Below are 25,411 nucleotides of genomic sequence, written 5' to 3'. Positions count from 1 at the left end.
CGCGGCGTGCGGCAAGAATGGGGGGCATGACCAGCGACACCGATCTGAACATGCCCGCGTGGGAGAAGCGGTTCCGGGCGCCGCGCGTCGGGCTGCCCGAGTGGGCCGAGGACGCCCCGGACCGTTCGCTCTTCGTCTCCAACGCGACCGGGACCTTCGAGCTCTACGCCTGGGACCGCGCCACCGGCGCCCAGCGGCAGGCCACCGACCGGCCCAACGGCACCACCGACGGCACCCTCACCCCCGACGGCGAGTGGATCTGGTGGTTCTCCGACACCGACGGCGACGAGTTCGGCACCTGGGTGCGCCAGCCCTTCGCGGGCGGCCCCGACGAGCCGGCCACCCCTGGACTGGAGCCCTCCTACCACGCCGGGCTGGCCATCGGCCGCGACGGGACGGCCGTCGTGGGCCGCTCCACCGACGAGGACGGCACGACCATCCACGTGGTCCGGCCGGACGGCACCGCGCCCGCCGTGATCTACCGGCACCGGGAGTCGGCCGGGGTCGGAGACCTGTCCCACGACGGGACCCTGGTCGCCATCGAGCACACCGAGCACGGTGACGCCATGCACTCCGCGCTGCGCGTGGTCACCCTCGACGGCGCCACCGTCGCCGAGCTGGACGACTCCCGGGGCGGCGCCGAAGACCTGGGCCTGGAGGTACTGGGCTTCGCGCCGGTCGCGGGCGACACCCGGCTGCTGGTCGGCCACCAGCGGCGCGGCCGCTGGGAGCCGATGGTGTGGGACGTGGCCACCGGCGCCGAGGAGGAGCTCGCGATCGAGCTGCCCGGCGACGTCAGCGCCGAGTGGTACCCGGACGGCTCCGCCCTGCTGATCGAGCACGGCTTCGAGGCGCGCAGCGAGCTCTGGCGGTACGACCTGGCCGCGCGGGCGCTCGTACGCGTGGACACGCCGCCGGGGACGGTGTCGGGTGCCACGGCGCGCCCCGACGGGACGGTGGAGTACCAGTGGTCCTCGGCGGCCGAGCCCCCGGCCGTACGGTCCACCTCGGGCGGGATCGTCCTGGACCCTCCCGGCTTCCGGGCGCCCGGCTCGGTGCCGGTGGAGGACGTGTGGGTGGAGGGCCCCGGCGGGCGGATCCACGCGCTCGCGCAGCGGCCGGCCGGGCACGGCGACGGCCCCTTCCCGACGGTCTTCGAGATCCACGGCGGGCCCACCTGGCACGACAGCGACGCCTTCGCGGCGACCCCGGCGGCCTGGCTGGACCACGGCTTCGCGGTCGTCCGGGTCAACTACCGGGGCTCGACCGGATACGGCCGCGCCTGGACGGACGCCCTCAAGCACCGGGTCGGCCTGATCGAGCTGGAGGACATCGCGGCGGTCCGCGAATGGGCGGTGACCTCCGGCCTGGCGGACCCGGCCCGGCTGGTGCTCTCGGGCGGCTCCTGGGGCGGCTACCTGACGCTGCTGGGCCTCGGCACGCAGCCCGGGGCCTGGGCGGTGGGCCTGGCCTCCGTACCGGTCGCCGACTACGTGGCGGCCTACCACGACGAGATGGAGGCGCTGAAGTCCATGGACCGCACCCTCTTCGGCGGCACGCCGGAGGAGGTCCCGGACCGCTTCGAGGCCTCCTCGCCGCTGACGTACGTCGATGCGGTGAAGGCTCCCGTGTACATCGCGGCGGGCGTCAACGACCCGCGCTGCCCGATCCGGCAGGTCGAGAACTACGTGGACCGGCTGGCGGCGCGCGGCGCGGTGCACGAGGTGTACCGCTACGACGCCGGGCACGGCTCGCTGGTCGTGGAGGAGCGGATCAAGCAGGTCCGGATGGAACTGGAGTTCGCGCTCAAGCACCTCCCGCGCTGACTCCCCCAGCTACCGCTGGGAGGGGCCCCACCCGGCGGGACGGCCGGTGCACCCCCGTACGGTGGTGGGGTGCACCGGTTTCTCCTGACCCCGCGCTGGTGGGGGATCAACGTCTTCGTCGCGCTCGCCGTCCCCTTCTGCCTGTTCATGGGGTCCTGGCAGCTCGGCCGGTTCGAGGACCGCGTCGACAGCCACCGCGAGGCGACCTCCGGGCGGCCCGCCGGCCAGACGGCCGCGCCGCTGGACTCGCTGCTCCCGGTGGACAAGAAGACCTCCGGACGGCTGGCTTCCGCGTCCGGGGAGTACGGCGACCAGCTGCTGGTCCCCGAGCGCCGGCTGGACGGCGCGACCGGCTTCTACGTGCTGACCCTGCTGAAGACCGACTCCGGCAAGGCCGTCCCGGTGGTCCGGGGCTGGCTGCCGGGGACGGCCGACCCGGCGAAGGCCCCGGCCGCGCCGGCCGGCCGCGTCGAGGTCACCGGCGCGCTCCAGGCCTCGGAGAACTCCGGCACCAAGGGGGTCCACGCCCAGGGCGGCCTCCCGGCCGGGCAGCTCGGCGTGATCGGGGCGGCCTCGCTGGTCAACCTCGTCCCGTACGGCCTGTACGACGCCTGGCTGACCGTGCAGACCCCGTCGGACGGCATGACCCCGGTGCCCGCCGCGGCCCCGAACAACACCGGGCTCGACCTGAAGGCCTTCCAGAACCTCGGCTACACCGGCGAGTGGTTCGTCTTCGTCGCCTTCGTGCTCTTCATGTGGTTCCGCCTCTACCGCCGCGAGCTGGAAACCCTCCGCGACACGGAGGCGGGCCTGGTCCCCGCCGAGACCCGCGAGAGCGCCGAGACCGCCTAAGCCCTGTCCGGATCCGGGTCCCCTGCTGCGGCTACGGCTGCGGCTTCGGGGCGTCCACCGGGATCGCTCCCGTGCGGTACACCGTGCCCCCGCAGGCCTCGGGAAGGGTCGTCCGCGTGACCGGGGAACCCGTCGGGGGCGTGTGGGACACCGCCACGCCCGGCGCCGCCGGGGGCGTGGTCCCCGTGTCCGGGTCGGCAGCGGGCATGTCGGCGGACTGGCCCTGCGGCGGCTTCGCCCCCGCCTCCGGGCTCGCCGCGGCGCACGGCTCCCCCGACGGCACCCAGGCGAAGCGGACCTCGTACGCCGTGTTCGGCTGGAGCACCAGCACCGGCGCCTCCGCCGACGGATCGGGCAGCAGCCCGCTCGCGGGGTCCCCCGCCGTGTGACCGACCACGGCGACCCCGGAGCCCGGGCCGGTCGGGGCACCGGCCGCGGCGGCCGCCGTCACGGTGTCCGGGCCGGCGACGGCGCAGCCCTGCGCCGAGACGTTGGTGACCTTGAAACTGCCGTAGACCTTGCCGTCGGCCTCCGGGGCGCGGGCCGCGCCCACCACCCCCAGCTGTTCGGCGCCGCACCCGGGCACACCCGGCGCGGCCGCAGGCGGCTGCGGGCCGTTGCCGCTGCCCACGACCGTGCCGGGGCGGTGCCGCTGCTCGTCGGGCCGACGGTCACCCCGCCGGCCGGGGAACCGGAAGCCGTCGGGTCCGGCTGCCCGGTGGTGCCGCCCGCGTCGGGCGCGCCGCTGCCGGACCGGGTGGCCCTGGGCTGGGTCCCGGATCCGTTCTGGTGCGGGTCGGCGGGTGCGGCGCCCGGCTTCTCGCCGGCCTCCGCCCCGTGTCCGGCCATCGCCGAGTGCTCGGTGGAGGCGCCCTCGCCGGCGGTCATGTGCATGGCGGCCGGGATGGCGGTCCCGGCGAGCAGGGCGACGGCCGCGGCGCCGATGAAGGCCTGTCGCTTGAGGGTCCGGCGGGCGGGGACGGCGTACCGCAGCCGCTCCAGCGCGCCATCGGAGGGCTCCAGGCCCCCCACTGCCCCGCGCAGCAGGCCCCGCAGGGCCTCTTCCTCGCTCGCGCCGCCCGGCGCGGTGTGGTCGTCCCTCATGACTGCGCAGCCTCCATCGCCACCCGCAGCGCGGCAATGCCCCGCGATCCGTACGCCTTCACCGAGCCGAGTGACACCCCGAGCGTCTCGGCGACCTGGGCTTCCGTCATGTCCGCGAAGTAACGCAGCACGAGCACCTCTCGCTGGCGGCGCTGCAGTCCGCGCATCGCCTTGATCAGATCGTCCCGCTCCAGCTGGTCGTAGGCGCCTTCCTCGGCGCTCGCCATGTCCGGCATCGGCTTCGACAGCAGCTTGAGGCCGAGGATGCGCCGGCGCAGGGCGGACCGGGAGAGGTTCACGACGGTCTGGCGCAGGTACGCCAGCGTCTTGTCGCGGTCACGGACCCGGTTGCGGGCCGAGTGCACGCGGATGAACGCCTCCTGGACCACGTCCTCGCAGGAGGCGGTGTCGTCGAGGAGCAGCGCGGCGAGGCCCAGGAGCGAGCGGTAGTGCGCCTGGTAGGTCTCCGTGAGGTGGTCGACGGTGGTGCCCGCCACGACCTCGGTCACGGTCTCGGCCTCGGTGACCGCCTCGGTGACCGACTCGGCCTCCGCGGGCTTCCCGCCCGCCTCAGCGCTGTCGCGCGGTGCGGGCACGCGGCCGCCCCGGGTCGGTACGGCAGCCCGTACGGGCGCCTCGGACGGCCCGGCCGGCGGGACGGGAACGATCACAGGAAGACCGCCGCCGGGCGCACGGGAGCCCCGGTGCGACGGGATGAACCCGGTGCGCGCCGGTAGGACGGCCAGTTCGAGCAGTGCCTCTGCCACGCCTGTAGGACACGCGTCCCCCCGTCAGGGTTGTACGCGCGAGGCTGCCGCCACAGCAATATCCCCATTGCCCTCATGCGTACCCGCTCTTCCCGATTGCCCCGTCTATCGAGACGGCAGTCGGGCCATCACCTTGATCAAGGGATCAGTACCGATCCTACAAAGCGAATTACGCAAATTCACCCGCGATCAGTTCCGCGATCTGAGTGGCATTCAGGGCGGCGCCCTTGCGGAGATTGTCGGCGCACACGAAGAACTCCAGCCCGCACCGGTCGTCGAGCGAGACCCGCACCCGCCCGACCCAGGCCGGATCCGTTCCGGCGGCGTCCGCCGGCGTCGGGAACTCCCCCGCCGCCGGGTCGTCCACGAGGACCACACCGGGCGCGGCGTCCAGGATCTGCCGGGCGTGCGCGGCGTCCACCTCGTTCTCGAAGCGGGCCCGCACGGTCAGGGAATGCCCGGTCACCACGGGAACCTGCACGCAGGTCACGGCGATCGGCAGCCCCGCCAGATCCAGGATCCGGCGCGTCTGCGCCCGTACGGCCAGCTCGTGCGACGACCAGCCGTCCTCGCGCAGCTCACCGGACCACGGCACGACGTTGAGGGCCAGCGGAGCCGCGAAGGGGCCGGTGTCCTCGCCCACCGCACGGCGTACGTCTCCGGTGTGCTCGCCCAGGGAGGTCCCGGCGACCAGCGACAGCTGGCGGCGCAGCACCTCGGAGCCGGCCCGGCCGGCGGCGCTCGCGGCCTGGTACGTGGAGACGGCCAGGTCGGTGAGGGAGTACTCGGCGTGCAGCGCGCCCAGGGCCGCGATCATCGCGGCGGTCACGCAGTCGGGGCCGGCGACGATCCCGCGCGGGCGGATCCGTACGGCGTGCCCGTTGACCTCGGGCACCACCAGCGGCACCTCGGGGTCCTCCCGGAAGGCCGCGGACTGGTCCACGACGACGGTCCCGCGCGCGGTGACGACGGGAGCCCACCGGGCCGAGATCTCGGCCGGGGTCAGGAACAGCGCGATGTCGCCCGGACCGAGGCCGTCGAAGGCGTCCTCGGTGAGGGCGAGCACCTCGCTCTCCTCCGCGCGGACGGCCAGCACCCGGCCGGCCGAGCGCGCGGAGGCGATCAGGCGGATGTCGCCCCAGACGTCCGCCCGCTGGGACAGGATCTGGAGCAGGACCGACCCGACTGCTCCGGTCGCCCCGACCACGGCGAGCGCCGGGCCGGAGGACCGGTCGGCGGTCATCGTCCGGTGCCTCCGTAGACGACGGCTTCGTCGCTGTCGGAGTCGAGGCCGAAGGCCGTGTGCACGGCGCGGACGGCCTCGTTGACGTCGTCCTGGCGGGTCACGACGGAGATGCGGATCTCGGAGGTGGAGATCAGCTCGATGTTGACGCCCGCGTCGGACAGCGCCTGGAAGAAGGAGGCGGTGACGCCCGGGTTCGTCTTCATGCCCGCGCCGACCAGGGAGATCTTGCCGATCTGGTCGTCGTAGCGCAGGGAGTCGAAGCCGATCTGGCCCTTCGCCTTCTCCAGGGCGTCGATGGCCTTGTGGCCCTCGGTCTTGGGCAGCGTGAAGGAGATGTCGGTGAGCCCCGTCGAGGCCGCCGACACGTTCTGCACGATCATGTCGATGTTGATCTCGGCGTCCGCGATCGCGCGGAAGATCGCCGCGGCCTCGCCCGGCTTGTCCGGGACGCCGACGACCGTGATCTTGGCTTCGGAGACGTCGTGAGCGACTCCGGAGATGATGGCGTGCTCCACCTGCGCGTCCCCTTGCGGATTCTCGTTGCTGACCCAGGTGCCCGGCAGTCCGGAGAAGGACGAGCGGACGTGGATCGGGATGTTGTAGCGGCGCGCGTACTCGACGCAGCGGTGCAGCAGCACCTTGGAACCGGAGGCCGCGAGCTCCAGCATGTCCTCGGAGGAGATCCAGTCGATCTTCTTCGCCTTCTTCACGACGCGGGGGTCCGCGGTGAAGACGCCGTCGACGTCGGTGTAGATCTCGCAAACCTCGGCGTCCAGCGCCGCGGCGAGCGCGACGGCGGTGGTGTCCGAGCCGCCACGGCCGAGGGTGGTGATGTCCTTGGAGTCCGCGGACACGCCCTGGAAGCCGGCGACGATGGCGATGTTGCCCTCGTCCAGTGCGGTGCGGATACGGCCCGGCGTGACATCGATGATGCGCGCTTTGTTGTGGACCGAGTCGGTGATCACGCCTGCCTGGCTACCGGTGAACGACTGGGCCTCGTGGCCCAGGTTTTTGATCGCCATGGCCAGCAGGGCCATGGAGATCCGCTCTCCGGCGGTCAGCAGCATGTCGAATTCGCGCCCGGCAGGCATGGGAGAAACCTGCTCGGCGAGATCGATCAGCTCGTCCGTCGTGTCGCCCATCGCGGAAACCACGACGACCACCTGGTGGCCGTTCTTCTTGGCATCCACGATCCGCTTGGCAACACGCTTGATGCCTTCGGCATCGGCTACGGAGGAGCCTCCGTACTTCTGCACGACAAGGCCCACGTGCGCTCCTCGCTCAGTCCGTCTCATTGCTGGTGCAGTGTAACGAGCGACCGGGATCCGACCGCTTCGTACCACATCATGAGACGTAAAGATCAAACGATGGGTTCCCCCCGCGGGGCAGTCGGTTACGCGCCCGGTTGCGCGCTCGGTTGCGCGTTCACTTAGGCGCCCACCTGCGCACTCGCCCAGGCGCTCACGCGCGGCCGAGACCGCCGAGCTCCTGGGCCATCACCTCTCCGGCCTGCTCGGCGAGCTCGTCCTCCGCCAGGTCCTCGTCCGTGTCCAGGCCGTCCAGGGCGGCGAGGGGCTGGTCCAGCCGTACGTGCGCGATCAGCGACTGGAGGGCACGCAGAGTGGCCGAGGCCGTCGGGCCCCAGTTGGTGAAGTACGAGAACTGCCACCACCACAGCGCCTCGGTGATCCGGCCCGCCTGGTGGTGGATGAGCCCGTGCCGCAGGTCGGCGACCACGTCGGCCAGGTCGTCGGAGATCCGGTGCGCGACCGGGGCCTTGCGCGGCTCGTACGGGTCGAAGACCTCGGAGTAGACGTCGACCGGCTCCAGCATCACCGCGAACCGCTCGCGCAGGTCGTCCACGTCCGGCTCCGGGCCGAGGTCGGGCTCGTACCGCTCGTCGGGCAGCACGTCCTGGTACGCGCCCAGCCGGCCGCCCGCCAGCAGCAGCTGGGAGACCTCCAGAAGGAGGAAGGGCACCGCACTGTCCGGGTCCTCGCCCTTGGCCACCTCGGTGACCGCGACGATGAACGACTCGATCTGGTCCGCGATGGAAGCGGCGAAGTCGTCCGGGTCCTGGCCCAGGGCGTGCAGCGTTGCGTCAGACATCGAGAAGTCGCCTTCCTTCAAAGGCCCGCCCGAGCGTGACCTCGTCCGCGTACTCCAGATCTCCCCCGACGGGGAGCCCGCTGGCCAGGCGGGTGACCTTCAGGCCCATGGGCTTGATCATGCGGGCGAGGTAGGTGGCGGTCGCCTCGCCCTCCAGGTTCGGGTCGGTGGCGAGGATCAGCTCGGTCACCTCGCCGTCCGCGAGGCGCGACAGCAGCTCGCGGATCCGCAGGTCATCGGGGCCGACGCCCTCGATCGGGCTGATCGCGCCGCCCAGGACGTGGTACTTGCCCCGGAACTCACGCGTCCGCTCGATCGCGACGACGTCCTTCGGCTCCTCCACGACACAGATGACCGTGGTGTCGCGGCGCGGGTCGCGGCAGATGCCGCACCGCTCCTCCTGCGCCACGTTCCCGCACACCGCGCAGAACCGGACCTTGTCCTTCACCTCGAGCAGCGCGTGCGCGAGGCGGCGGACGTCGGTGGGCTCGGCCTGCAGGATGTGGAAGGCGATCCGCTGCGCGCTCTTGGGCCCGACGCCGGGCAGCCTGCCCAGTTCGTCGATCAGGTCCTGGACCACGCCTTCGTACAACGGACTGCCTTCTTTCGTTCGTGTGCGGTGGGAATGCTAGAAGGGGAGGCCGGGGATGCCGCTGCCGCCGCCCAGTCCCTGGGCCAGCGGGCCCAGCTTCTGCTGCTGGAGCGCCTGGGCATTCTCGTTGGCCGCCTGGACGGCCGCGACCACCAGGTCGGCGAGCGTCTCGGTGTCCTCGGGGTCCACGGCCTTCGGGTCGATCACCAGGGCACGCAGCTCACCGGAGCCGGTGACGGTCGCCTTGACGAGGCCGCCGCCGGCCTGGCCCTCCACCTCGGCCCTGGCCAGCTCTTCCTGGGCCGCTGCGAGGTCCTGCTGCATCTTCTGGGCCTGCTGGAGCAGCTGCTGCATGTCGGGCTGGCCACCACCGGGAATCACAGGTCACTCACTCCATGCCGTCGGGACGCTTGGTCAATCCGAGCCTACGTGCTCCCCGCGCGCTGCGCCCTACGCCGTGAGGACCAACTCTTTCGAGTGAGAGACAGGACGTACGCGTACCTGATGGAGACCTCCTTGCGGGCGGAAATCCTGGGATACCTTGCCCATCGCGCCTCATTCGAAGGTAGGAAGAGCATGCGCATCATTGCGCACACGCGCACCACCACACGTCAGCGCAGGCAGAGGGAGTGCCGGGTGAGCCAGCCGGAGATGCAGCCCGAGGGGCCACCCCGGGATCCCCGGGAGGAGGGCAGCGGACCGATGGCGGCGGGCGATCTGACCGGGCGGCCGTTCCCCCTCGGGGACTGGGGCGAGCCTGCCGAGCGGCTCGACGAGCTCTACCGCCGGGTCGAGGCCGATGCGCTGCGCACCGCCGAGTGGTACCTGTCCGACCGGGCGTGGAAGCGCCGTGGTGCGCGCGTGCTGCGCGTCGGGGCCGCCGCGGGCGCCGTCACGGGCGCCGCGATGCCGCTGCTGGAGCTGACGGGCTCGGCGCCGGGCGCGTCGGCGTACGGGTACCTGTCCCTGCTGCTGGCTGCGGCCTGCCTGGCCTGCGACCGGTTCTTCGGCCTGACCTCGGGCTGGATGCGGGACGTCGCCACGGCCCAGGCGGTGCAGCGCCGACTCCAGACCCTCCAGTTCGACTGGGCCTCGGAGAACGTACGGGAGGTGCTCGGGCCGACGGAGGGCACGGCCAGCGAGGCCGCCGAGCGGTGCCTGACGGTGCTGCGCCGCTTCTCGGAGGACGTGACGGAGCTGGTGCGCTCCGAGACCGCGGAGTGGATGGTGGAATTCAGCTCCGGCCCCGCCCCGCTGGTGATGCAGTCCCTGGGCGCCAACGGAGCCCGCTCGGACGCGTACGTCCCCCCGGCCCGTTTCCCCCTGCCCCCGGGCACCCGCCCCAACATGCCCCGCCAGCGCCCCCCGGAACAGCCCCGCTGACCGGTTCGGCCTGTCGGCGCCCGAGGCGTGGGGGTCCCCCGGACGGAGTCTGGGGGAGGTCCGGGGCGGAGCCCCGATCTCCGAGCTCCGCCGCAGACCCCCTGCTCAACTGAAGATGATCATGGAGCCCTGCCCCAGACTCCGCGTGGCGGCGGCGTGCAACCCCAGCCACACGTGCCGCTCCCGCGCGAACGGACTGTCGTCATACGGAATCGGCCCCGCCGGCTCCTCCAACGACGTCGGCCGCCCCGGCGGCGCCGGCGCGGCAGGCGGATTCCCGGGATCTATCCCGATGGCGGGAGCCACGAACGCCAGCTCCCGCAGCAACCCCTGCGCGGACCCCAGCGGCCCTCCACCGGCCAACAGCTCCTCGTTCGCCAGCGGAGCCGCGAAGTCCACCGGCACGTAAGCCCCCGCGTGGTCGTAGTGCCACACCAGATGCGACTGCTGCGCGGTCGGCTCGAACATCTCCAGCAGCTGCTCGTAGTCCCCGCCCAGCTCGTCCACCGGGGTCACCGGCAGCCCGCAGATCTGGAGCAGGTACGCCCGCCGCAGGAAATGCAGGGCGTCGTAGTCGAAGCCGGCGACCGGGGCCACGTCGCCGCTCAGGCCCGGCATGTAGGCGAACACGGGCACGGACGGCAGTCCGGCCTCGCCGAGCGCCTTGTCGTACGAGGCGATCTCTTCCGCGAAGGGGTTGTCGGGGCTGTGGCACAGCACGTCGACAAGAGGGACCAGCCACAGGTCACAGGCCACGCGGGCTCCGATCAGTCGTTGGCGCCGATCCGGCCAGAGTAGTGCTCCGGACACGCTCCGCGAAGGGGTGCGCAGAACCTGTACGACGGCAGAACCGTACGACGGCAGTACGACTGCAGACGCCACACGACGGCAGACGCCGTACGACTGCAGAACCGTACGGCTAGAGTCCGGCGGCCCAGTCCAGGCCGTGCTGGTTGTACCCCTGCACGATGCGCCGTACCGCGTCCGCGTCGGCGAGGGTCACCGCGTCCACCAGGTCGCTGTGCCCGTCCCAGAGCGCCGCCCGCAGCCGCTGCGGGTCGCGCTGGAGGTGGGGTACGGCGAAGACCCAGCACTGCACCCGGATGCGGTGCAGGAACTCGGAGATGTAGGTGTTGCCGACCAGCCCGCTCAGCTCCCGCCAGAAGCGCAGGTCGTAGCCGATCAGCACTTCGAGCGAACCGCTCTGCGCGGCCCGCCGCGCCTCCTCGGCCCGGCGCCGCACGGACACCAGCAGCTCGCCGGAGCCGATGGCGGTGCCGCGCTCGGCGATCCTGCGGAAGATCCCGTCCACGACCAGCGAGCGGGCCTCGATCATTCCCCGGAAGTCGTCCACGGAGAAGATCCGCACCCGGAAGCCGCGGTGCTGGACCAGTTCGAGCAGGCCCTGGGCCGAGAGGTCGACCAGTGCCTCGCGGACCGGGGTCGCGGAGACCTCGTACTGCTCGGCGATCTGCTTGACGGTGAACTCGGTCCCGGGCGGCAGGCGTCCCGCGAGCACCTCGTCACGCAGCGCGTCCGCGATCTGCTGGCGAAGTGTGTTGCGGGTGACAGCGCCGCTGCCTGGCATAGGGGTCCGTCTCCTTAGGTGAACTCCGGACACCTTAGGCCAGGCAGCGAGGCCGAAATAGAGCGGTTGAAGATCGGTATGCGAATGTACCGACCGCTATCCGGACGTGGTGTGGCGGTCGGCGACCGTCAGTGCCTCGTCCAGCAGTGCCAGCCCCTCCTTCGCCTCAGCCTCCGTGATGGTGCACGGGGGGACGACGTGGGTGCGGTTCATGTTGACGAAGGGCCACAGCCCGGACGCCTTGCAGGCCGCCGCGAATTCGGCCATCGGCGTGTTGGCCGCACCGGCGGCGTTGTACGGGACGAGGGGCTCGCGCGTCTCCTTGTCCCGTACGAGTTCCAGGGCCCAGAACGTGCCCAGCCCGCGGACCTCCCCGACGGAGGGGTGCCGCTCGGCGATCTCGGCGAGCGCCGGGCCGATCACGTTCGCGCCGAGGTGGGCGGCGTGCTCGACGATGCCCTCCTCCTCCATCGCGTTGATCGTGGCGACGGCGGCGGCGCAGGCCAGGGGGTGGCCGGAGTACGTGAGTCCGCCCGGGTAGGGGCGTGTGGCGAAGGTCTCGGCGATGGCGGCGGAGATGGCGACGCCGCCGAGCGGCACGTAACCGCTGTTCACGCCCTTGGCGAAGGTGATCAGGTCGGGGGTGACGCCCCAGTGGTCGGCGGCGAACCACTTGCCGGTGCGGCCGAAGCCCGACATGACCTCGTCCAGGATGAAGACGATGCCGTGGCGGTCGCAGAGCTCGCGTACGCCCGCGAGGTAGCCGGCCGGCGGGGTCATGATCCCGGCGGTGCCGGGCACGCTCTCCAGGATGATCGCCGCGATGGTCTGCGGTCCCTCGAAGGCGATGGTGTCGGCGAGGTGGGCGAGGGCCCGCTCGCACTCCTCGGCCTCGGTGGTGGCGTGGAAGGCGGAGCGGTAAAGGTACGGGCCCCAGAAGTGCACGACGCCTGCGGCGGCCGTGTCGGAGGGCCAGCGGCGCGGGTCGCCGGTGAGGTTGATCGCGGCGGCGGTGGCGCCGTGGTACGAGCGGTAGGTGGAGAGCACCTTCTGCCGGCCGGTGTGCAGCCGGGCCATGCGGACGGCGTTCTCGACGGCCTCGGCGCCGCCGTTGGTGAAGAAGATCTTGTCCAGGTCGCCGGGGGTCCGCTCGGCGATGAGGCGTGCGGCCTCGGAGCGAACGTCGACGGCGAAGCCGGGCGCGAGGGTGCAGAGCCGGGCCGCCTGCTCCTGGACGGCGGCGACGACCTTGGGGTGCTGGTGGCCGATGTTGGTGTTGACCAGCTGGGAGGAGAAGTCGAGGAAGCGCTTGCCGTCGTAGTCCCAGAAGTACGACCCCTCGGCCCCGGCCACGGCGAGCGGGTCGATGAGGGCCTGGGCGGACCAGGAGTGGAAGACGTGCTTCCGGTCGGCGTCCTTCACTGCGGCGAGGGTGTGCGAGGTGACATGAGGGGTCATGGCGTCACGCTAGAAGTGCGCAGGTGAGGAGGGATATCGGCGGACTGTATGGGGGTGGGGGGCCGGTCTCGGCAGTCTGTCTGCCACGCGCCTGCCCTTCCGAGCAATTGACAGCATCCTGTCATCATGACAGTCTCTTGTCATAGAACAGGTCAGAGCAGCTCAGAGCAGGTCCTGAACGTCAACGCCGGAGGCGATCACGATGAACGAGACCCCGCGCAAGCCCGTCCACCTCGCGGTCTACGACACGTACGCGGACTGGGAGACCGGTCACACCACCGCGCACCTGACCCAGCGCGGCCACCGGGTCCGTACCGTCGGCCCGGCCGCGGAGCGGCCGGTCACCACCATGGGCGGCGTCCGCATCCAGCCCGACCTGGCCCTGGCCGATCTGCGGCCGCAGGACTCCTCCCTGCTGATCCTCACCGGCGCCTCGCTGTGGGACACCGGCGAGGAGCTGGCGCCGTTCGCGGCGAAGGCCCGGGAGTTCCTGGACGCCGGCGTGCCGGTCGCGGCGATCTGCGGAGCCACGGCCGGCCTGGCCCGGGAGGGCCTGCTGGACGGGCGCGCCCACACCAGCGCGGCCTCCTTCTACCTGGCCGAGCAGCCGGGCTACGGGGGCGCCGAGCGCTACGTCGAGGCCGACGCGGTGACGGACGGCGACCTGATCACGGCGGGGCCGACGGAACCGGTGGCCTTCGCCCGCGAGGTCTTCGCCCGCCTGGACGTGTACAAGCCGGATGTGCTGGACGCCTGGTACCGGCTGTTCCACGACTCGGACGCGAGCGCGTACCCGGTCCTGATGGCGGCGGAGGCGGCGGGCGATGCCTGAGCCGGAGGAACTCCCCGTCCGGGCCCGGCAGGACCTGCTGAGCCGGACCGCGCTCGGTGTGTTCCGGCTGAACGGCCAGTTCCTCGCGGTGTCGGAGGAGCTGGCCCGCCCGGCCGGCCTGACCGCAGCCTGGTGGCAGGTGCTCGGAGCCGTACTCCGCGAGCCCCTCCCTGTCGCGGGCATCGCCCGTGCCATGGGCATCACGCGGCAGAGCGTCCAGCGCATCGCCGACCTGCTCGCCGCCGAGGGCCTGGCGGAGTACGTCCCGAACCCGGCACACCGCCGCGCCAAACTCCTGCGCCCGACGGAAGCGGGCCGCGCGGCGATCGCCCGCATCACCCCGGGCCACGTCTCCCTGGCCACCCGCCTGGCAGAAGAACTGGGCGATGCCGCCTTCACGGAAACGGTCCACGTCCTCGAACGCCTGACGGCGGCCCTGGACACCCTGTCCACACCTCCGCCCGCACCACCAACCGGCCCCGCCTGGGGGTCCCCCCGGACGGAGTCTGGGGGAGTTTGAGGCGCGGGGTCTGGGGCGGAGCCCCAGATGCCTCGGGCGCAGCCCGCCCCCCGCGCAGCCGACCCGGCACCGCCGCACCCCACCCGGCCCCGCGGGGCACTCGCGGACGGGGACCTCTTCGTCACCGAGGTGGAGATGCCCCAGGACCACGTGCTCTACCGGGCCGTCTCCCTCTGGACGGTGCGGGACGGCGAGATCGTCGGAGCGCGGGAGTACTGGACCAGCCCCGGCCAGGACCCGGCACCCCGCTGGCGGGCGGGCTACGTGGAACCGTTGGCGGCGGACTGAGCTCCGAGGGACCGGGCTCCGAGGGACTGAGCTCCGAGGGACCGGGCTCCGAGGGCGTCCAGCTCCTCCCCGATGGCGGCCCGCAGACCGTCGTGGCGGTGGCTCAGCTCGTACCGTCCGTCCCGCCAGTACTCCTTCCCGTACAACCAGACGGGCAGCCGGACGCGGTCGGCGGGCTCCCAGTCGTAGCGGGGCCAGATGTGGGCGTGGAGGTACGGGTCGGTGTTGCCCAGGATCTCGATGTTCACGCGGCGGAACGCGGGATCGAGGCGGCGGCAGGCCCGTTCTACGGCCTCGGCAAGCCGTTCCATGTCGGTGAGGTACGCGGTCCTGCGCGCCCGGGGCAGGTCGGAGAGCCGGGTCACGGCGGGATCGTCGGTCAGCAGGACGGAGTACCCGGGCAGGAACTGCCGGTCCCCGATCACGGCGAAGCCCGCGTCGAGGCGGCGCAGGACGGTCGGGTTCTGCCCCCGGTGAGCACTGCCTATGCGGTCGTGACGCCAGTCGGTTGCGGTCATCCATCGACCCTAACCGACCACTCTCACCAGGGACTTCGACCTCGGACCTGACTCTCAGGTAGCCCCTGTCATACCTGAGAGCTACGCAGGAACACGGCTCTGGAGCGGGACGCCGACGAGGGGTCGCGATTTCTAACTTCGGATGCAGAGAAGGGCGCTGACGGCTCTTCCTGACCGAAGGAAGAGACCATGGCGGCGGGGACGGCGACGAGCACCAAGAGGGCCACTGCGACGGCGCACGGCGGCGGGGCGACCGGCGGCGGGTCGACCGGCCGGCTGCGCCGCACCCTGCTGGCAGCGCTGGTCGCGGCGGCCGTCGTGCTGCCGGTGTCCGCAGCCGCCTCTCCCGACGTCCCCGCGCCCATACCCGTGGCGTTCGCCGAGGACGCCGCGCCCCGCGACCGGTACACGGCCAACCGTGCCAACCTCGCCGAAGCGGCCCGTTTGGCCACGGACGCCGGACGCACCGGGCGGGCCGCGAAGCTGCGCGCCATGGAGGCGGCCGGTACGGCGCAGTTCCTCGCCTTCGACGGCCGCGGGCGGGGCCGGGCCGTCGAGGTGTTCGGCGATCTGGAAACCGCCGACCGGGTCACCGTCCTGGTGCCCGGGTCCGACACGACGCTCGACACCTACCAAAGGTTCCGTGCCGGGGCCGTCTCCCTTCAGCAGCGCCTCCAGGCCGAGCATCCGCGCTCCGCCGTGGTCGCCTGGCTGGGGTACGACACCCCCGGCACGGTCAGCACGACCGTCCTGACCGCCGCTCGCGCCGACGAGGCCGCCGCCGAACTGGGGCCCTTCCTCGACCGGTTGGGGGACGTATCGGGTCCCGGCGCCCGCCTCTCCCTCCTGTGCCACTCCTACGGCTCGGTGGTCTGCGCCCGTACGGGGACCGGGCCCGCGGTCGCCGACATGGTCCTGTTCGGCAGCCCGGGCACCGGGGCCGATGCCGCCCGGGACCTCCCGGCGGGGGCCCGGGTCTGGGCCGGGCGTGGCAGCGACGACTGGATCGGCAACGTCCCGCACGCCCGGCTCGGCGCGATCGGCTTCGGCACCGACCCCGTCGACCCCGCCTTCGGAGCACGGGCCTTCGCCGCCGGCGCCGCCGGGCACAGCGACTACCTCAAGCCCGGCACCGAGTCCCTGGACAGCCTGGCCGCCATCGTCCTCGGCACCGCGACCGCCGACACCGCCGCCCCCGCCACCACCACCGCCTCGGAGGCTTCCCATGCGTGAGCTCCGCACCCGCTGGTCCGTCCTGGCCAAGGGCATCGACGCGGCCACCCCGGCCGACCGCGACCGCACCGTGGACGCGCTAAGGGCCTTCGCGATCCTCGGCGTGGTCCTGGGCCACTGGCTGGTCACCGCCCTGACCACCGCCAACGGCGGGCTGAGCAACACCAGTCCGCTGGCGTACACGAGCTGGCTGGCCCCGGTCTCCTGGGTGTTCCAGACACTCGCCGTCTTCTTCCTCGTCGGCGGCCATGTCGCCGCCCGGGGCTACGCCTCGGCGCGGGAGCGCGGGGACTCGTACCGCACCTGGGTCGCCGGGCGACTGGGGCGGCTGTTCCGCCCGGTCGCCGCCGTGCTCACCCTGTGGACGGTCGCGGCGGGCGGGATGCTGATCGGCGGAGTGGAAGTCACCACCGTCCAGACGCTGGTCAAGCTGGTGCTGTCGCCGCTGTGGTTCCTGCTGGTGTTCGCCGCGCTGACCGCGGCGACCCCGCTCGTGGCCCGGCTCCATCCGCTGTGGCCGCTGGCCGTGGTGGCCGGGGTCGACCTGTGGCGCTTCGGGCTCGGCGGGCCCGAGTGGACCGGCTGGGTCAACGTGGCCGCCGGCTGGCTCGTCCCCTACACCCTGGGCGCCGCCTGGTCCCGGGGCGCGTTCGCCCGGCGCCGGACCGCGCTCCTGCTGCTCGCCGCAGGCACCGTGGCCACGGCCGCGCTGATCCTGTGGGGCGGCTACCCGGCCTCGATGGTCGGTGTCCCCGGGGCCGCCGTATCGAACCTGAACCCGCCGACGCTCGCCGCGGTCGCCTTCGGCCTGGCCCAGTGCGGGCTGGCCCTGCTGGTGCGCGAGCCGCTGGCCCGGGCCATGCGGCGGCCGGGAGCCTGGGCGAAGGTGGCTCTGGTGAACCTCTCCGCCATGACGATCTTCCTCTGGCACCAGACCGCCATGATGGCCGTCACCGCCCTCGGGCTGCTGGCCCCGGCGGACCTGCCCGGGCTGCACACCGTTCCCGACTCCCTGCTGTGGATACCGGCCCGACTGCTGTGGCTGCCGGTGTTCGCCGCCGCCCTGACGGTGTGTTGGGCCGCGTTCCGTACGTACGAGCGGGGCGGGCGCCCGAAGCCGGGGACCAGCAGCACCCGCGTCGTCGCCGGCTCCCACCACCAGGCGACGGCCCCCGTCAAGGAAATCACCCATGCCTAGGCTGGAGCCCGTGACCAAGCCGAGCGAGTCCCCGGTACCCGACGCCCTCAAAAGCCGTAGCGGGCGTCCCGCGCTGCGCGGCCTGGCCCGGGAGCTGCTCACCCTGGAGTGGGACCCGCTTCCCCGCATGTCGCGGCCGCGCTGGCTGGCCTGGCTGCCGCATGTGCTCGTCGTCTACGGGGCCGTGGTGTCATGCGCCCTCACGGTCCAACAGCTCGAGGACCACTACGGGGTCACGGGTGGCCCGGTCGTCGCGATGGCGCTCCTGACCGGTGCCTCCATCGTGCTCGGGATGTTCCGGCCCCTCGCCGGCTGGTGGCTCGGCCTCGTCACCGCCGCCCTGGTCGCGTGGACGATTTACGGACACGTCGGTCAGGGCCAGTCCTGGCCGTGGACACCCGCCGGGGCCTTCACGTTCGCACCGCTGATCCTCCTGGTGGCCCTGCGGGTGCCGCCCCGGGTGACGATCGCGGTCGTCGGCGTCTCGATCCTCTACTCCGGGCTGGCCGAAACGGCCTTCAGGCCACCGAACAGTCAGACGCTGGTCGCGGGCATGGCCCTCCTCTTCGGCTTCGTCGGCGTCCTCGGCTACGCGCTGCGCGCGACGCGCCTGACCCGCGGCAAGCTCGTCGAGCAGGAGTCCCTCACCGAGGAGGAGCGGGCCCGGCGGACCCTGCTGGAGGAGCGCAGCCGCATCGCCCGAGAACTGCACGACGTCGTCGCGCACCACATGTCGGTGATCTCCATCCAGGCGCAGGTCGCCCCGCACCTGGTGGAGAACCCGTCGGAGGAGCTCAAGGAGAACCTCACGGGCATCCGGGAGAACGCGCTGGAGGCCCTGACCGAGCTGCGCCGCGTCCTGGGAGTGCTGCGATCCGAGAACCCCGACGATCCGGCGAACCCCCACCAACCCCAGCCCACCCTCGCCGAGTTGGACGGCCTCGTGGACAACGTGCGCGGGGCCGGTCTGAACGTCACCACCGAGATCGCGGGCATACGCCGGCCGTTGACGCCCGGCGTGGAGCTCACCGCGTACCGGATCGTGCAGGAGGCGCTGAGCAACTGCCTGCGCCATGCGCCCGGTTCACGCGTGGAGGTCGGCATCGCGTACGGGCCGCGTGACCTGCACCTGTGCATCGCCAACACCGCGCCGACCCGGCAGGCCCCGCCTTCGCCGGGTGCGGGGCACGGGCTGCTGGGGATGCGGGAGCGGGCAGGCATGCTGGGGGGCGAACTGGCCGCCGGTCCGCTGCCCAGCGGCGGGTACGAGGTGACCGCCGTACTTCCGATGGATCCGCAGGACGTGCCCGGCGGCTCCGCACCCGAGACGACGAGGGATTCATGAGCACCCCGATCAAGGTGATGATCGCCGACGACCAGATGATGGTCCGGCAGGGCTTCACCGTGCTTCTCAACGCCCAGCCCGACATCGAGGTGGTCGGCCAGGCCGTCGACGGGGCCGATGCCGTGGCCAAGGTCGGTGAACTGGGACCGGACGTGGTGCTGATGGACATCCGCATGCCGGGGATGGGCGGCATCGAGGCCACGTCCGTCATCACGGGCGCCGCCGACGCCGCCGTGAAGGTGCTGGTGCTGACCACCTTCGACCTCGACGAGTACGTGTATGAGGCGCTGCGGGCCGGGGCCTCCGGGTTCCTGCTCAAGGACGCCTCGGCCGACCAGCTCGCGGAGGCGGTGCGGGTGGTGGCGGCCGGCGAGGCGCTGCTCTCGCCGAACATCACGAAGCGGCTGATCACGGAGTTCTCCCGGCTCGGGGCGCCGCGCGCGCCGTCGCGGGCGCGGATCGACGAGCTGACCGAGCGGGAGACCGAGGTCCTGTCGCTCGTGGCCCAGGGCCTGTCGAATGCGGAGATCGCGGCGCACCTGACCGTGGCCGAGCAGACGGTGAAGACCCATGTGGGCCGGATCCTGGTGAAGCTGGGCCTGCGGGACCGGACCCAGGCGGCGGTGTTCGCGTACGAGACGGGGCTGGTCCGTCCGACGGGCTATTGATGTCACCCGTGTAGTACCTGAGGGGGACCTGGGGAAATCCCCTTCGGTGGCGACGCGGACCAGGGTGGCACGGACCTACGGTTGTGCGTATGACCGAGACGACCACCGGGGGAACAGCCCGGACGCCTGAAATCCGACTGGCATCGGGGGTGATCGAGACCCTGCGCCAGGACCTCTTCACCGATGCCTTCGCCTACCGGCCTCTGCCGCTGGTGGAGACGCCCGGGCGCTTCGTGCGGAGGCTTCCCGAGGTGATACGCCGGCACGCGCCGTGGAGGCAGTATGCGGCGGTGGGGGCGCTGGCGTTCTTCGTCCTGGTGTTCACGAGCACCACGCACTCGCCCTACATCGGCGAAGCCGGCAGGTTCGCCATGGGGCTCATAGCCGCGGTCCCGGTCCTCATGACGCTGGTGCGGCCGGTGGCCGCATGGTGGGCGGCCGTGGCGATGACGTTGGTGCTCGCCGTGGTCGGTGGAGGCCCGGACTGGCCCTGGAGCCCGGGCGCTTTCCTCTCCTACCTCGTGGTCATGGTCCTCGTCACCCTGCGGACCGGTCCGCGGGTCGCGGCCTGGATGTGGACGCTCACCCTCGCGCTCGGCTTCACGATGTCGGTGCTGCTCGGGAACGGGTACGGGACCGGCCTGCCGCAGATGGCGGTGACCTCTGCCTTCGCGCTGGCGATCGCGAGCAGCGTCCAGATACGCCGCTCCGCCAAGGCGGAGGTGAGCGCGCAGCAGGAGGTCACGGCTGTCGAGCGGGACAAGCGGACCCTGCTGGAGGAGCGGACCACGATCGCGCGGGAGCTGCACGACGTGGTGGCGCACCACATGTCGGTGGTGGCCATCCAGGCGGAGGCCGCGCCGTACCGGGTGAAGAACCCGCCGCCGGAGCTGGAGGCTGCGTTCGTCACCATCCGGGAGAACGCGGTGGCGGCCCTGACGGAGCTGCGGCGGGTGCTGGGCGTGGTGCGCTCCGCGGACTACGAGGCTCCGGACGCCCCGCAGCCGACGCTGGCCTCGCTGGACGGGCTGCTGGCCAATGTGCGGGAGGCCGGGCTGAGTGTGGAGAAGACGGTCACGGGCGCGGTGCGGGAGCTGCCGCAGGGTGTGGAGCTGTCGGCGTACCGGATCATCCAGGAGGCCCTGAGCAACACGCTGCGGCACGCGCCGGGGGCGACCGCCTCGGTAGAGGTCTCGTACGTGCTGGGCGGCCTGGGGATACGCGTGGTCAACGGGGCGGCGACCGGGGACGTGCGGCCCTCGCCGGGGGCCGGGCACGGGATCACCGGGATGCGGGAGCGTGTGGCGATGCTGGAGGGGGAGATGACGGCCGGCGGCACGGCGGCGGGCGGGTACGAGGTGGCGGTGTTCATACCGGTGCGCAACCGTACTGAGCCGGTGGCGGAATCGGGCTCCGGGGGCGGGTCCGGGTCCCCGTCGCAGAAGGAGACGGGGGCGGCATGACGATCAGGGTGCTGATAGTCGACGACCAGATGATGGTGCGGGAGGGGTTCTCCGTCCTGCTGAACGCGATGGAGGGCATCGAGGTCGTCGGCGAGGCCGTCGACGGCCGTGAGGCCATCGCGCAGGTCGCGGCGCTCCGTCCGGATGTGGTGCTGATGGACATCCGGATGCCGCAGATGAACGGGCTGGAGGCGACGCGGGAGATCGTGGCGGCCGACACGGACGCGAAGGTGCTGGTCCTGACGACCTTCGACCTCGACGAGTACGTGTACCAGGCGCTGCGGGCCGGGGCCTCCGGGTTCCTGCTCAAGGATGCGTCGGCCCGTCAGCTGGCCGACGGCGTAAGGGTGGTGGCTGCCGGGGAGGCGCTGCTGGCGCCGTCGGTGACCAAGCGGCTCATCGCGGAGTTCTCGAAGCTCGCCGAGACCCCGAGGGTCGCGGATCCGGCGGGGGTGGGCGAGTTGACGGAGCGGGAGAAGGAGGTGCTGGTGCTGATCGCGCAGGGTCTGTCCAACGGGGAGATAGCCGGCCGGCTGATCGTCGCGGAGTCCACGATCAAGACCCACGTGAGCCGGATCCTGGTGAAGCTGGGCCTGCGGGACCGAACCCAGGCGGCGGTGTTCGCCTACGAGACCCGGCTGGTGACTCCGTCGTAGGCTGCGGGAATGGGCTTTGATCCGTGGGATGCCGCGTTCGTCGCCGATCCGTATCCGGCGTACCGGGAGTTGCGGGAGCAGGGGCGGGCGGTGTGGTGCGAGGCCACCGGGCAGTGGCTGGTGCCTCACTACGCCGATGTGAGTGCGCTGCTGCGGGACCGGCGGCTGGGGAGGACCTATCTGCACCGGTTCTCGCACGAGGAGTTCGGGCGCGAGGCCCCGCCGGCGGAGCACGAGGCCTTTCACGTGCTCAACGGGAACGGCCTGTTGGACCTCGAGGATCCCGCGCACGCGCGGGTGCGCAGGCTGGTCGCGAAGGCCTTCACCCCGCGGACGGTGGAGCGGCTGGTGCCGGCCGTACAGCGGATGGCCGGGGAGTTGGTGGGGCAGCTGCTCGCGGACGGGGGCGGGGATCTGCTCACCGTGGTCGCCGAACCGCTGCCCGTGGCGGTGATCGCGGAGCTGCTGGGCGTGCCGGAGGCGGACCGGGGGCTGCTGCGGCCCTGGTCGGCGGATATCTGCGGGATGTTCGAGCTCCGGCCGGACGAGGAGACGGCGCGGCGTGCGGTGCGGGCGAGCGTCGAGTTCAGTGCGTACCTGCGCGGGCTGATCGCCGAGCGGCGCGCACGCCCCGGCGAGGATTTGATCTCCGGGTTGATCTCCGCTCACGATGAGGACGGGAGGCTCAGCGAGCAGGAGATGATCTCCACCTGCGTGCTCCTGCTGAACGCCGGGCACGAGGCCACCGTCAACACCACCGTCAACGGCTGGTGGGCGCTGTTCCGCAATCCCGGGCAGCTCGCCGCGCTGCGCACGGATCCGCATCCCGAAAAGTTGTCCACAGCTGTGGATGAACTCATGCGCTACGACACGCCCCTCCAGATGTTCGAGCGCTGGGTCCTCGACGACATCCGGATCGGGGACACCGCGATCCCCCGCGGAGCCGAGGTCGCACTGCTCTTCGGGTCCGCGAACCGGGATCCCGCACGGTTCGCCGATCCCGACGAACTGGACCTCGTACGGGCCGACAATCCGCACCTGGCCTTCGGGGCCGGGATCCACTACTGCCTGGGTGCGCCGCTGGCGCGCCGGGAGCTGGAGGCCTCCTTCGGGGCGCTGCTGGCAGCCGGAGTCCCGCCCCTGAAGCTCGTCGAGGAGCCGCAGTGGCGGGACGGGTACGTCATCCGGGGACTGGAGCGATTGCTCGTCGAGTTTTAGGCGGGGCGCCTTACGCGGGCGAGACCTAGGCGGCCAGGTCCCGGCGGCGGAGGGCGGCCAGGCCGGCTGCCGTGAAGGCCGCGGCGAGGGCGGTCAGCGTCAGCAGCGGGGCCCAGGTCAGGGCCTGCGCGCCCGGCAGCTTCGGCAGGTGGGCGAAGGGCGAGAGGTCCAGGACCGCCCCCGGAAGGTTCAGCGCCGGGCCGATCCAGCCCAGCACCAGCGCGGTCCCGGCCACCGCCCAGGCGGCCACCGCGTACTGGGGGACCGCGCCGTACAGCAGGGCGGCCAGCGCCCCGATCACCCACACCGCCGGGAGCTGGGCGAGCGTGGCACCTACGGCCGCCCCCGCATCCTGCCCGTGCCCGATGCCCAGGCCGAGCCCCGCCAGCAGCAGGATCAGCGCCGACCCGCCGAAGGCCACGGCCAGGTGACCGCCCGCCCAGCGCAGCCGGCCGACCGCGTTCGCGAGCAGCGGTTCGGCGCGCTGGCCCGACTCCTCGCCGCTCAGTCGCAGCACCGCCGAGACGATGTACAGGGCCGCCACCAGGCCGAACATCCCGGCCATCGTCGCGAGGAAGGCATCCGTGAGCCCGCCCTGCCCGCCCATCCGCTCGATGATCTCGCGGGTCTTCTCATTGCCTCCGACCACGTCGGCGGCGCCGTCGGCCATACCGCCGAACACGACACCGGCGACCAGGAATCCAAGGCTCCAGCCGATCAGGCTGCCGCGCTGCAAACGCCAGGCCAGCGCGCCCGCCGTACCCAGCCGCCCCTCGGCCGGGCCCGGCCGGGGCGGCAGGAAGCTCAGCCCCACGTCACGCCGTTCGGCGAGCAGGTACCCCACACCCGCCTGCACCACCACGGCGGCGGCGAGCAGCACCAGTACCCACCACCGCTCGACGGCGAAGGCCCGTACGTTCTCCACCCACCCGAGCGGCGAGGCCCAGGTCAGCGCCGAAGTCCCGCCGGCCGTACCGGCGTCGCCCGCCGCCTTCAGGACGAAGGCGGCGCCGAGCACGGCGGCCGTGATCCCCTTGGCCGCCCGGGCCGTCTCGGTCAGCTGGGCCGCGATGGCGGCCATGCCGGCGAAGAGCATGCCGGTACCGGCGATGGCCAGCGCGAGGGCCAGGGCCCCCGGCGCGCCCTGCCCCGCGAGTCCGCCCGCGATGAGCAGGGCGGCGCACACGTTGGCCACGAGGGCGGCGAGCAGGGCGGCGGTCAGCGGCGCGCGCCGCCCCACCATCGCGGCGGAGATCATCTCCTGACGGCCCGTCTCCTCCTCCTCGCGGGTGTGCCGGACGACGACGATCAGGCTCATCACCGCCGCGAGCACCGCACCGTAGACGCCGATCCGCCAGGCCGTCAGCCCGCCGATCGAGTCGCCGAAGACCGGCCCGTACAGGGCGCGCATCGAGCTGTTGGCGTTCATCGAGGCGGCGGCCTGCGCGCGTTCGGCGGCGGTGCCGTACACGCTCCCCAGCGAGCCCGGCATGCTCACCACCAGCAGGGCGGTGACCAGGACCCAGACCGGCATCATCACGCGGTCGCGGCGCAGGGCGAGGCGCAGCAGCGCGCCGGTGCCCGCCAGTTGGTTCTTCATCGTTCGTTCGCCCCGTCGGTGCGTGCGGAGTCCTCGGTGTAGTGGCGCAGGAACAGTTCTTCGAGCGTGGGCGGGGTCGAGGTCAGCGACCGCACACCCGATGCGGTCAGGGAGCGCAGGACGGCGTCCAGCTTGTCGGTGTCGGCCTGGAGGCTGACCTTCAGGCCCTGCACCTGCACGTCGTACACGCCCGGCAGGTGCGCGATGCCGTTCGGCGGACCGGCGAGCTCGGCGCTGATCGCCGTACGGGTGAGGTGGCGGAGGCCGGCGAGCGTGCCCGTCTCGACGGTGCGGCCCTTGCGGATGATGCTGACCCGGTCGCAGAGGGTCTCGACCTCGCTGAGGATGTGCGAGCTGAGCAGGATGGTGCGCCCGGCGGCGCGGGCCTCGGCGACGCAGGACTGGAAGACCTCCTCCATCAGCGGGTCGAGGCCCGAGGTGGGCTCGTCGAGGATGAGCAGGTCGACGTCGGAGGCGAAGGCGGCGACGAGGGCGACCTTCTGCCGGTTGCCCTTGGAGTACGTACGCCCCTTCTTGGTCGGGTCCAGCTCGAACCGTTCGGTCAGCTCGGCGCGCCGGGCCCGGTCGAGGCCTCCGCGCAGCCGCCCGTAGAGGTCGATGACCTCGCCGCCCGAGAGGTTGCGCCACAGGGTGACGTCGCCGGGCACGTAGGCGACGCGGCGGTGCAGGGCCACGGCGTCGGCCCAGGGGTCGCCGCCGAGGAGCTCGGCGGTGCCGGAGTCGGCGCGCAGCAGGCCCAGCAGGACCCGGATGGTCGTGGACTTCCCGGCGCCGTTGGGGCCGAGGAAGCCGTGGACCTCGCCGGTGGCGACGGAGAGGTCGAGTCCGTCCAGTGCGCGGGTGCGGCCGAACGCCTTGTGGAGTCCGGCGACGCTGATTGCCTTCGTCATGCTTCTGAACGTACGCTACTTTCACAAACTTGTGAA

The 25,411-nt window shown here is 72.3% G+C and carries 27 protein-coding genes; 14 read left to right on the top strand and 13 right to left on the bottom strand.

The window, feature by feature from the left end:
- Positions 1-26 precede the first annotated feature (26 nt).
- The 3 genes from OHA89_RS20235 (at position 27) to OHA89_RS20225 (ending at position 3,067) form a co-directional block, all read left to right on the top strand.
- Positions 27-1,826: a prolyl oligopeptidase family serine peptidase gene (locus tag OHA89_RS20235; protein ID WP_266609214.1), complete on the top strand. Its 1,800-nt coding sequence runs from the start codon at positions 27-29 to the stop codon at positions 1,824-1,826.
- Positions 1,827-1,895: 69 nt separating this feature from the next.
- Entirely contained in the window at positions 1,896-2,678 is a 783-nt protein-coding gene (locus OHA89_RS20230; protein WP_266609213.1) for an SURF1 family protein, read from the top strand.
- Between the two features lie 116 nt (positions 2,679-2,794).
- Complete coding sequence (locus tag OHA89_RS20225) at positions 2,795-3,067, top strand: hypothetical protein (RefSeq protein WP_406366773.1); 273 nt, start codon at positions 2,795-2,797, stop codon at positions 3,065-3,067.
- A gap of 58 nt (positions 3,068-3,125) precedes the next feature.
- Here OHA89_RS20225 and OHA89_RS20220 read toward each other — a convergent pair whose 3' ends face one another.
- The 7 genes from OHA89_RS20220 to OHA89_RS20190 form a co-directional block, all read right to left on the bottom strand.
- Positions 3,126-3,782: a hypothetical protein gene (locus OHA89_RS20220; RefSeq protein WP_406366772.1), complete on the bottom strand. Its 657-nt coding sequence runs from the start codon at positions 3,780-3,782 to the stop codon at positions 3,126-3,128.
- On the bottom strand, positions 3,779-4,549 hold the full coding sequence (locus OHA89_RS20215; RefSeq protein ID WP_406366771.1) for a SigE family RNA polymerase sigma factor: 771 nt from the start codon (positions 4,547-4,549) through the stop codon (positions 3,779-3,781). The genes OHA89_RS20220 and OHA89_RS20215 overlap by 4 nt, the downstream gene beginning before the upstream one ends.
- A 169-nt stretch (positions 4,550-4,718) precedes the next feature.
- A complete protein-coding gene (locus OHA89_RS20210; RefSeq protein ID WP_266609211.1) occupies positions 4,719-5,792 on the bottom strand; it encodes an aspartate-semialdehyde dehydrogenase in 1,074 nt (357 codons plus the stop codon).
- Positions 5,789-7,063: an aspartate kinase gene (locus OHA89_RS20205; RefSeq protein ID WP_215143311.1), complete on the bottom strand. Its 1,275-nt coding sequence runs from the start codon at positions 7,061-7,063 to the stop codon at positions 5,789-5,791. The genes OHA89_RS20210 and OHA89_RS20205 overlap by 4 nt, the downstream gene beginning before the upstream one ends.
- Before the next feature lie 193 nt (positions 7,064-7,256).
- Entirely contained in the window at positions 7,257-7,904 is a 648-nt protein-coding gene (locus OHA89_RS20200; RefSeq protein ID WP_215143309.1) for a DUF5063 domain-containing protein, read from the bottom strand.
- On the bottom strand, positions 7,897-8,496 hold the full coding sequence (gene recR / locus OHA89_RS20195; protein WP_215143307.1) for a recombination mediator RecR: 600 nt from the start codon (positions 8,494-8,496) through the stop codon (positions 7,897-7,899). The genes OHA89_RS20200 and recR overlap by 8 nt, the downstream gene beginning before the upstream one ends.
- Before the next feature lie 36 nt (positions 8,497-8,532).
- Positions 8,533-8,877 carry a YbaB/EbfC family nucleoid-associated protein gene (locus tag OHA89_RS20190; protein ID WP_215143305.1) on the bottom strand — a complete coding sequence of 115 codons (345 nt, stop codon included), beginning with the start codon at positions 8,875-8,877 and terminating at the stop codon, positions 8,533-8,535.
- 255 nt (positions 8,878-9,132) lie between these two features.
- Here OHA89_RS20190 and OHA89_RS20185 point away from each other — a divergent pair, with 255 nt between their 5' ends.
- Entirely contained in the window at positions 9,133-9,879 is a 747-nt protein-coding gene (locus OHA89_RS20185; RefSeq protein ID WP_215143303.1) for an SLATT domain-containing protein, read from the top strand.
- A gap of 105 nt (positions 9,880-9,984) precedes the next feature.
- Here the strand turns inward: OHA89_RS20185 and OHA89_RS20180 are convergent, their stop codons facing one another.
- The 3 genes from OHA89_RS20180 to OHA89_RS20170 form a co-directional block, all read right to left on the bottom strand.
- Positions 9,985-10,635, bottom strand: coding sequence for a hypothetical protein (locus OHA89_RS20180; protein ID WP_136217620.1), 651 nt, complete (start codon positions 10,633-10,635; stop codon positions 9,985-9,987).
- A gap of 163 nt (positions 10,636-10,798) precedes the next feature.
- Positions 10,799-11,467 carry a GntR family transcriptional regulator gene (locus tag OHA89_RS20175; protein WP_266609209.1) on the bottom strand — a complete coding sequence of 223 codons (669 nt, stop codon included), beginning with the start codon at positions 11,465-11,467 and terminating at the stop codon, positions 10,799-10,801.
- 96 nt (positions 11,468-11,563) lie between these two features.
- Positions 11,564-12,925, bottom strand: coding sequence for an aspartate aminotransferase family protein (locus OHA89_RS20170; protein WP_257555581.1), 1,362 nt, complete (start codon positions 12,923-12,925; stop codon positions 11,564-11,566).
- A 202-nt stretch (positions 12,926-13,127) separates the two neighbouring features.
- Here OHA89_RS20170 and OHA89_RS20165 point away from each other — a divergent pair, with 202 nt between their 5' ends.
- The 3 genes from OHA89_RS20165 to OHA89_RS20155 are packed head-to-tail and all read left to right on the top strand — an operon-like array spanning position 13,128 to position 14,565.
- On the top strand, positions 13,128-13,757 hold the full coding sequence (locus tag OHA89_RS20165) for a DJ-1/PfpI family protein (protein WP_266609207.1): 630 nt from the start codon (positions 13,128-13,130) through the stop codon (positions 13,755-13,757).
- Positions 13,750-14,277, top strand: coding sequence for a MarR family winged helix-turn-helix transcriptional regulator (locus OHA89_RS20160; protein WP_266609206.1), 528 nt, complete (start codon positions 13,750-13,752; stop codon positions 14,275-14,277). Before OHA89_RS20165 ends, OHA89_RS20160 begins: the two co-directional genes overlap by 8 nt.
- A gap of 27 nt (positions 14,278-14,304) precedes the next feature.
- A complete protein-coding gene (locus OHA89_RS20155; protein WP_266609205.1) occupies positions 14,305-14,565 on the top strand; it encodes a hypothetical protein in 261 nt (86 codons plus the stop codon).
- Here OHA89_RS20155 and OHA89_RS20150 read toward each other — a convergent pair.
- Positions 14,538-15,083, bottom strand: a complete 546-nt coding sequence (locus OHA89_RS20150; protein ID WP_406366770.1) for an HIT family protein — start codon at positions 15,081-15,083, stop codon at positions 14,538-14,540. The genes OHA89_RS20155 and OHA89_RS20150 overlap by 28 nt on opposite strands.
- 189 nt (positions 15,084-15,272) lie before the next feature.
- On the opposite strand from OHA89_RS20150, the gene OHA89_RS20145 reads away from it, so the two are divergent.
- The 7 genes from OHA89_RS20145 to OHA89_RS20115 all read left to right on the top strand — a co-directional run bounded on the left by OHA89_RS20145 (position 15,273) and on the right by OHA89_RS20115 (position 22,864).
- Entirely contained in the window at positions 15,273-16,316 is a 1,044-nt protein-coding gene (locus tag OHA89_RS20145; RefSeq protein WP_406366769.1) for an alpha/beta hydrolase, read from the top strand.
- Positions 16,309-17,514: an acyltransferase gene (locus tag OHA89_RS20140; RefSeq protein WP_266609202.1), complete on the top strand. Its 1,206-nt coding sequence runs from the start codon at positions 16,309-16,311 to the stop codon at positions 17,512-17,514. The genes OHA89_RS20145 and OHA89_RS20140 overlap by 8 nt, the downstream gene beginning before the upstream one ends.
- 10 nt (positions 17,515-17,524) lie before the next feature.
- Positions 17,525-18,859, top strand: coding sequence for a sensor histidine kinase (locus OHA89_RS20135; protein ID WP_266609201.1), 1,335 nt, complete (start codon positions 17,525-17,527; stop codon positions 18,857-18,859).
- On the top strand, positions 18,856-19,527 hold the full coding sequence (locus tag OHA89_RS20130) for a response regulator transcription factor (RefSeq protein WP_266609200.1): 672 nt from the start codon (positions 18,856-18,858) through the stop codon (positions 19,525-19,527). The genes OHA89_RS20135 and OHA89_RS20130 overlap by 4 nt, the downstream gene beginning before the upstream one ends.
- A gap of 89 nt (positions 19,528-19,616) precedes the next feature.
- Positions 19,617-20,990, top strand: a complete 1,374-nt coding sequence (locus tag OHA89_RS20125; RefSeq protein WP_266609199.1) for a sensor histidine kinase — start codon at positions 19,617-19,619, stop codon at positions 20,988-20,990.
- Positions 20,987-21,646 (top strand): response regulator transcription factor, encoded by a 660-nt coding sequence (locus OHA89_RS20120; protein ID WP_215143273.1) that lies wholly within the window; start codon positions 20,987-20,989, stop codon positions 21,644-21,646. The genes OHA89_RS20125 and OHA89_RS20120 overlap by 4 nt, the downstream gene beginning before the upstream one ends.
- Positions 21,647-21,655: 9 nt before the next feature.
- Positions 21,656-22,864 (top strand): cytochrome P450, encoded by a 1,209-nt coding sequence (locus OHA89_RS20115; protein ID WP_266609198.1) that lies wholly within the window; start codon positions 21,656-21,658, stop codon positions 22,862-22,864.
- A 25-nt stretch (positions 22,865-22,889) separates the two neighbouring features.
- Here the strand turns inward: OHA89_RS20115 and OHA89_RS20110 are convergent, their stop codons facing one another.
- Both OHA89_RS20110 and OHA89_RS20105 read right to left on the bottom strand, forming a co-directional pair.
- Positions 22,890-24,464: an ABC transporter permease gene (locus OHA89_RS20110; protein ID WP_266609197.1), complete on the bottom strand. Its 1,575-nt coding sequence runs from the start codon at positions 24,462-24,464 to the stop codon at positions 22,890-22,892.
- Positions 24,461-25,375 (bottom strand): ABC transporter ATP-binding protein, encoded by a 915-nt coding sequence (locus tag OHA89_RS20105; protein WP_266944059.1) that lies wholly within the window; start codon positions 25,373-25,375, stop codon positions 24,461-24,463. The genes OHA89_RS20110 and OHA89_RS20105 overlap by 4 nt, the downstream gene beginning before the upstream one ends.
- Between the last annotated feature and the right edge of the window lie 36 nt (positions 25,376-25,411).

This window comes from Streptomyces sp. NBC_01546 (assembly GCF_045208355.1).
GTDB lineage: Bacteria > Actinomycetota > Actinomycetes > Streptomycetales > Streptomycetaceae > Streptomyces.
The sequence above is the reverse complement of the archived record's forward strand: the minus strand, read 5'-3'. Positions and strand labels throughout refer to the sequence as shown.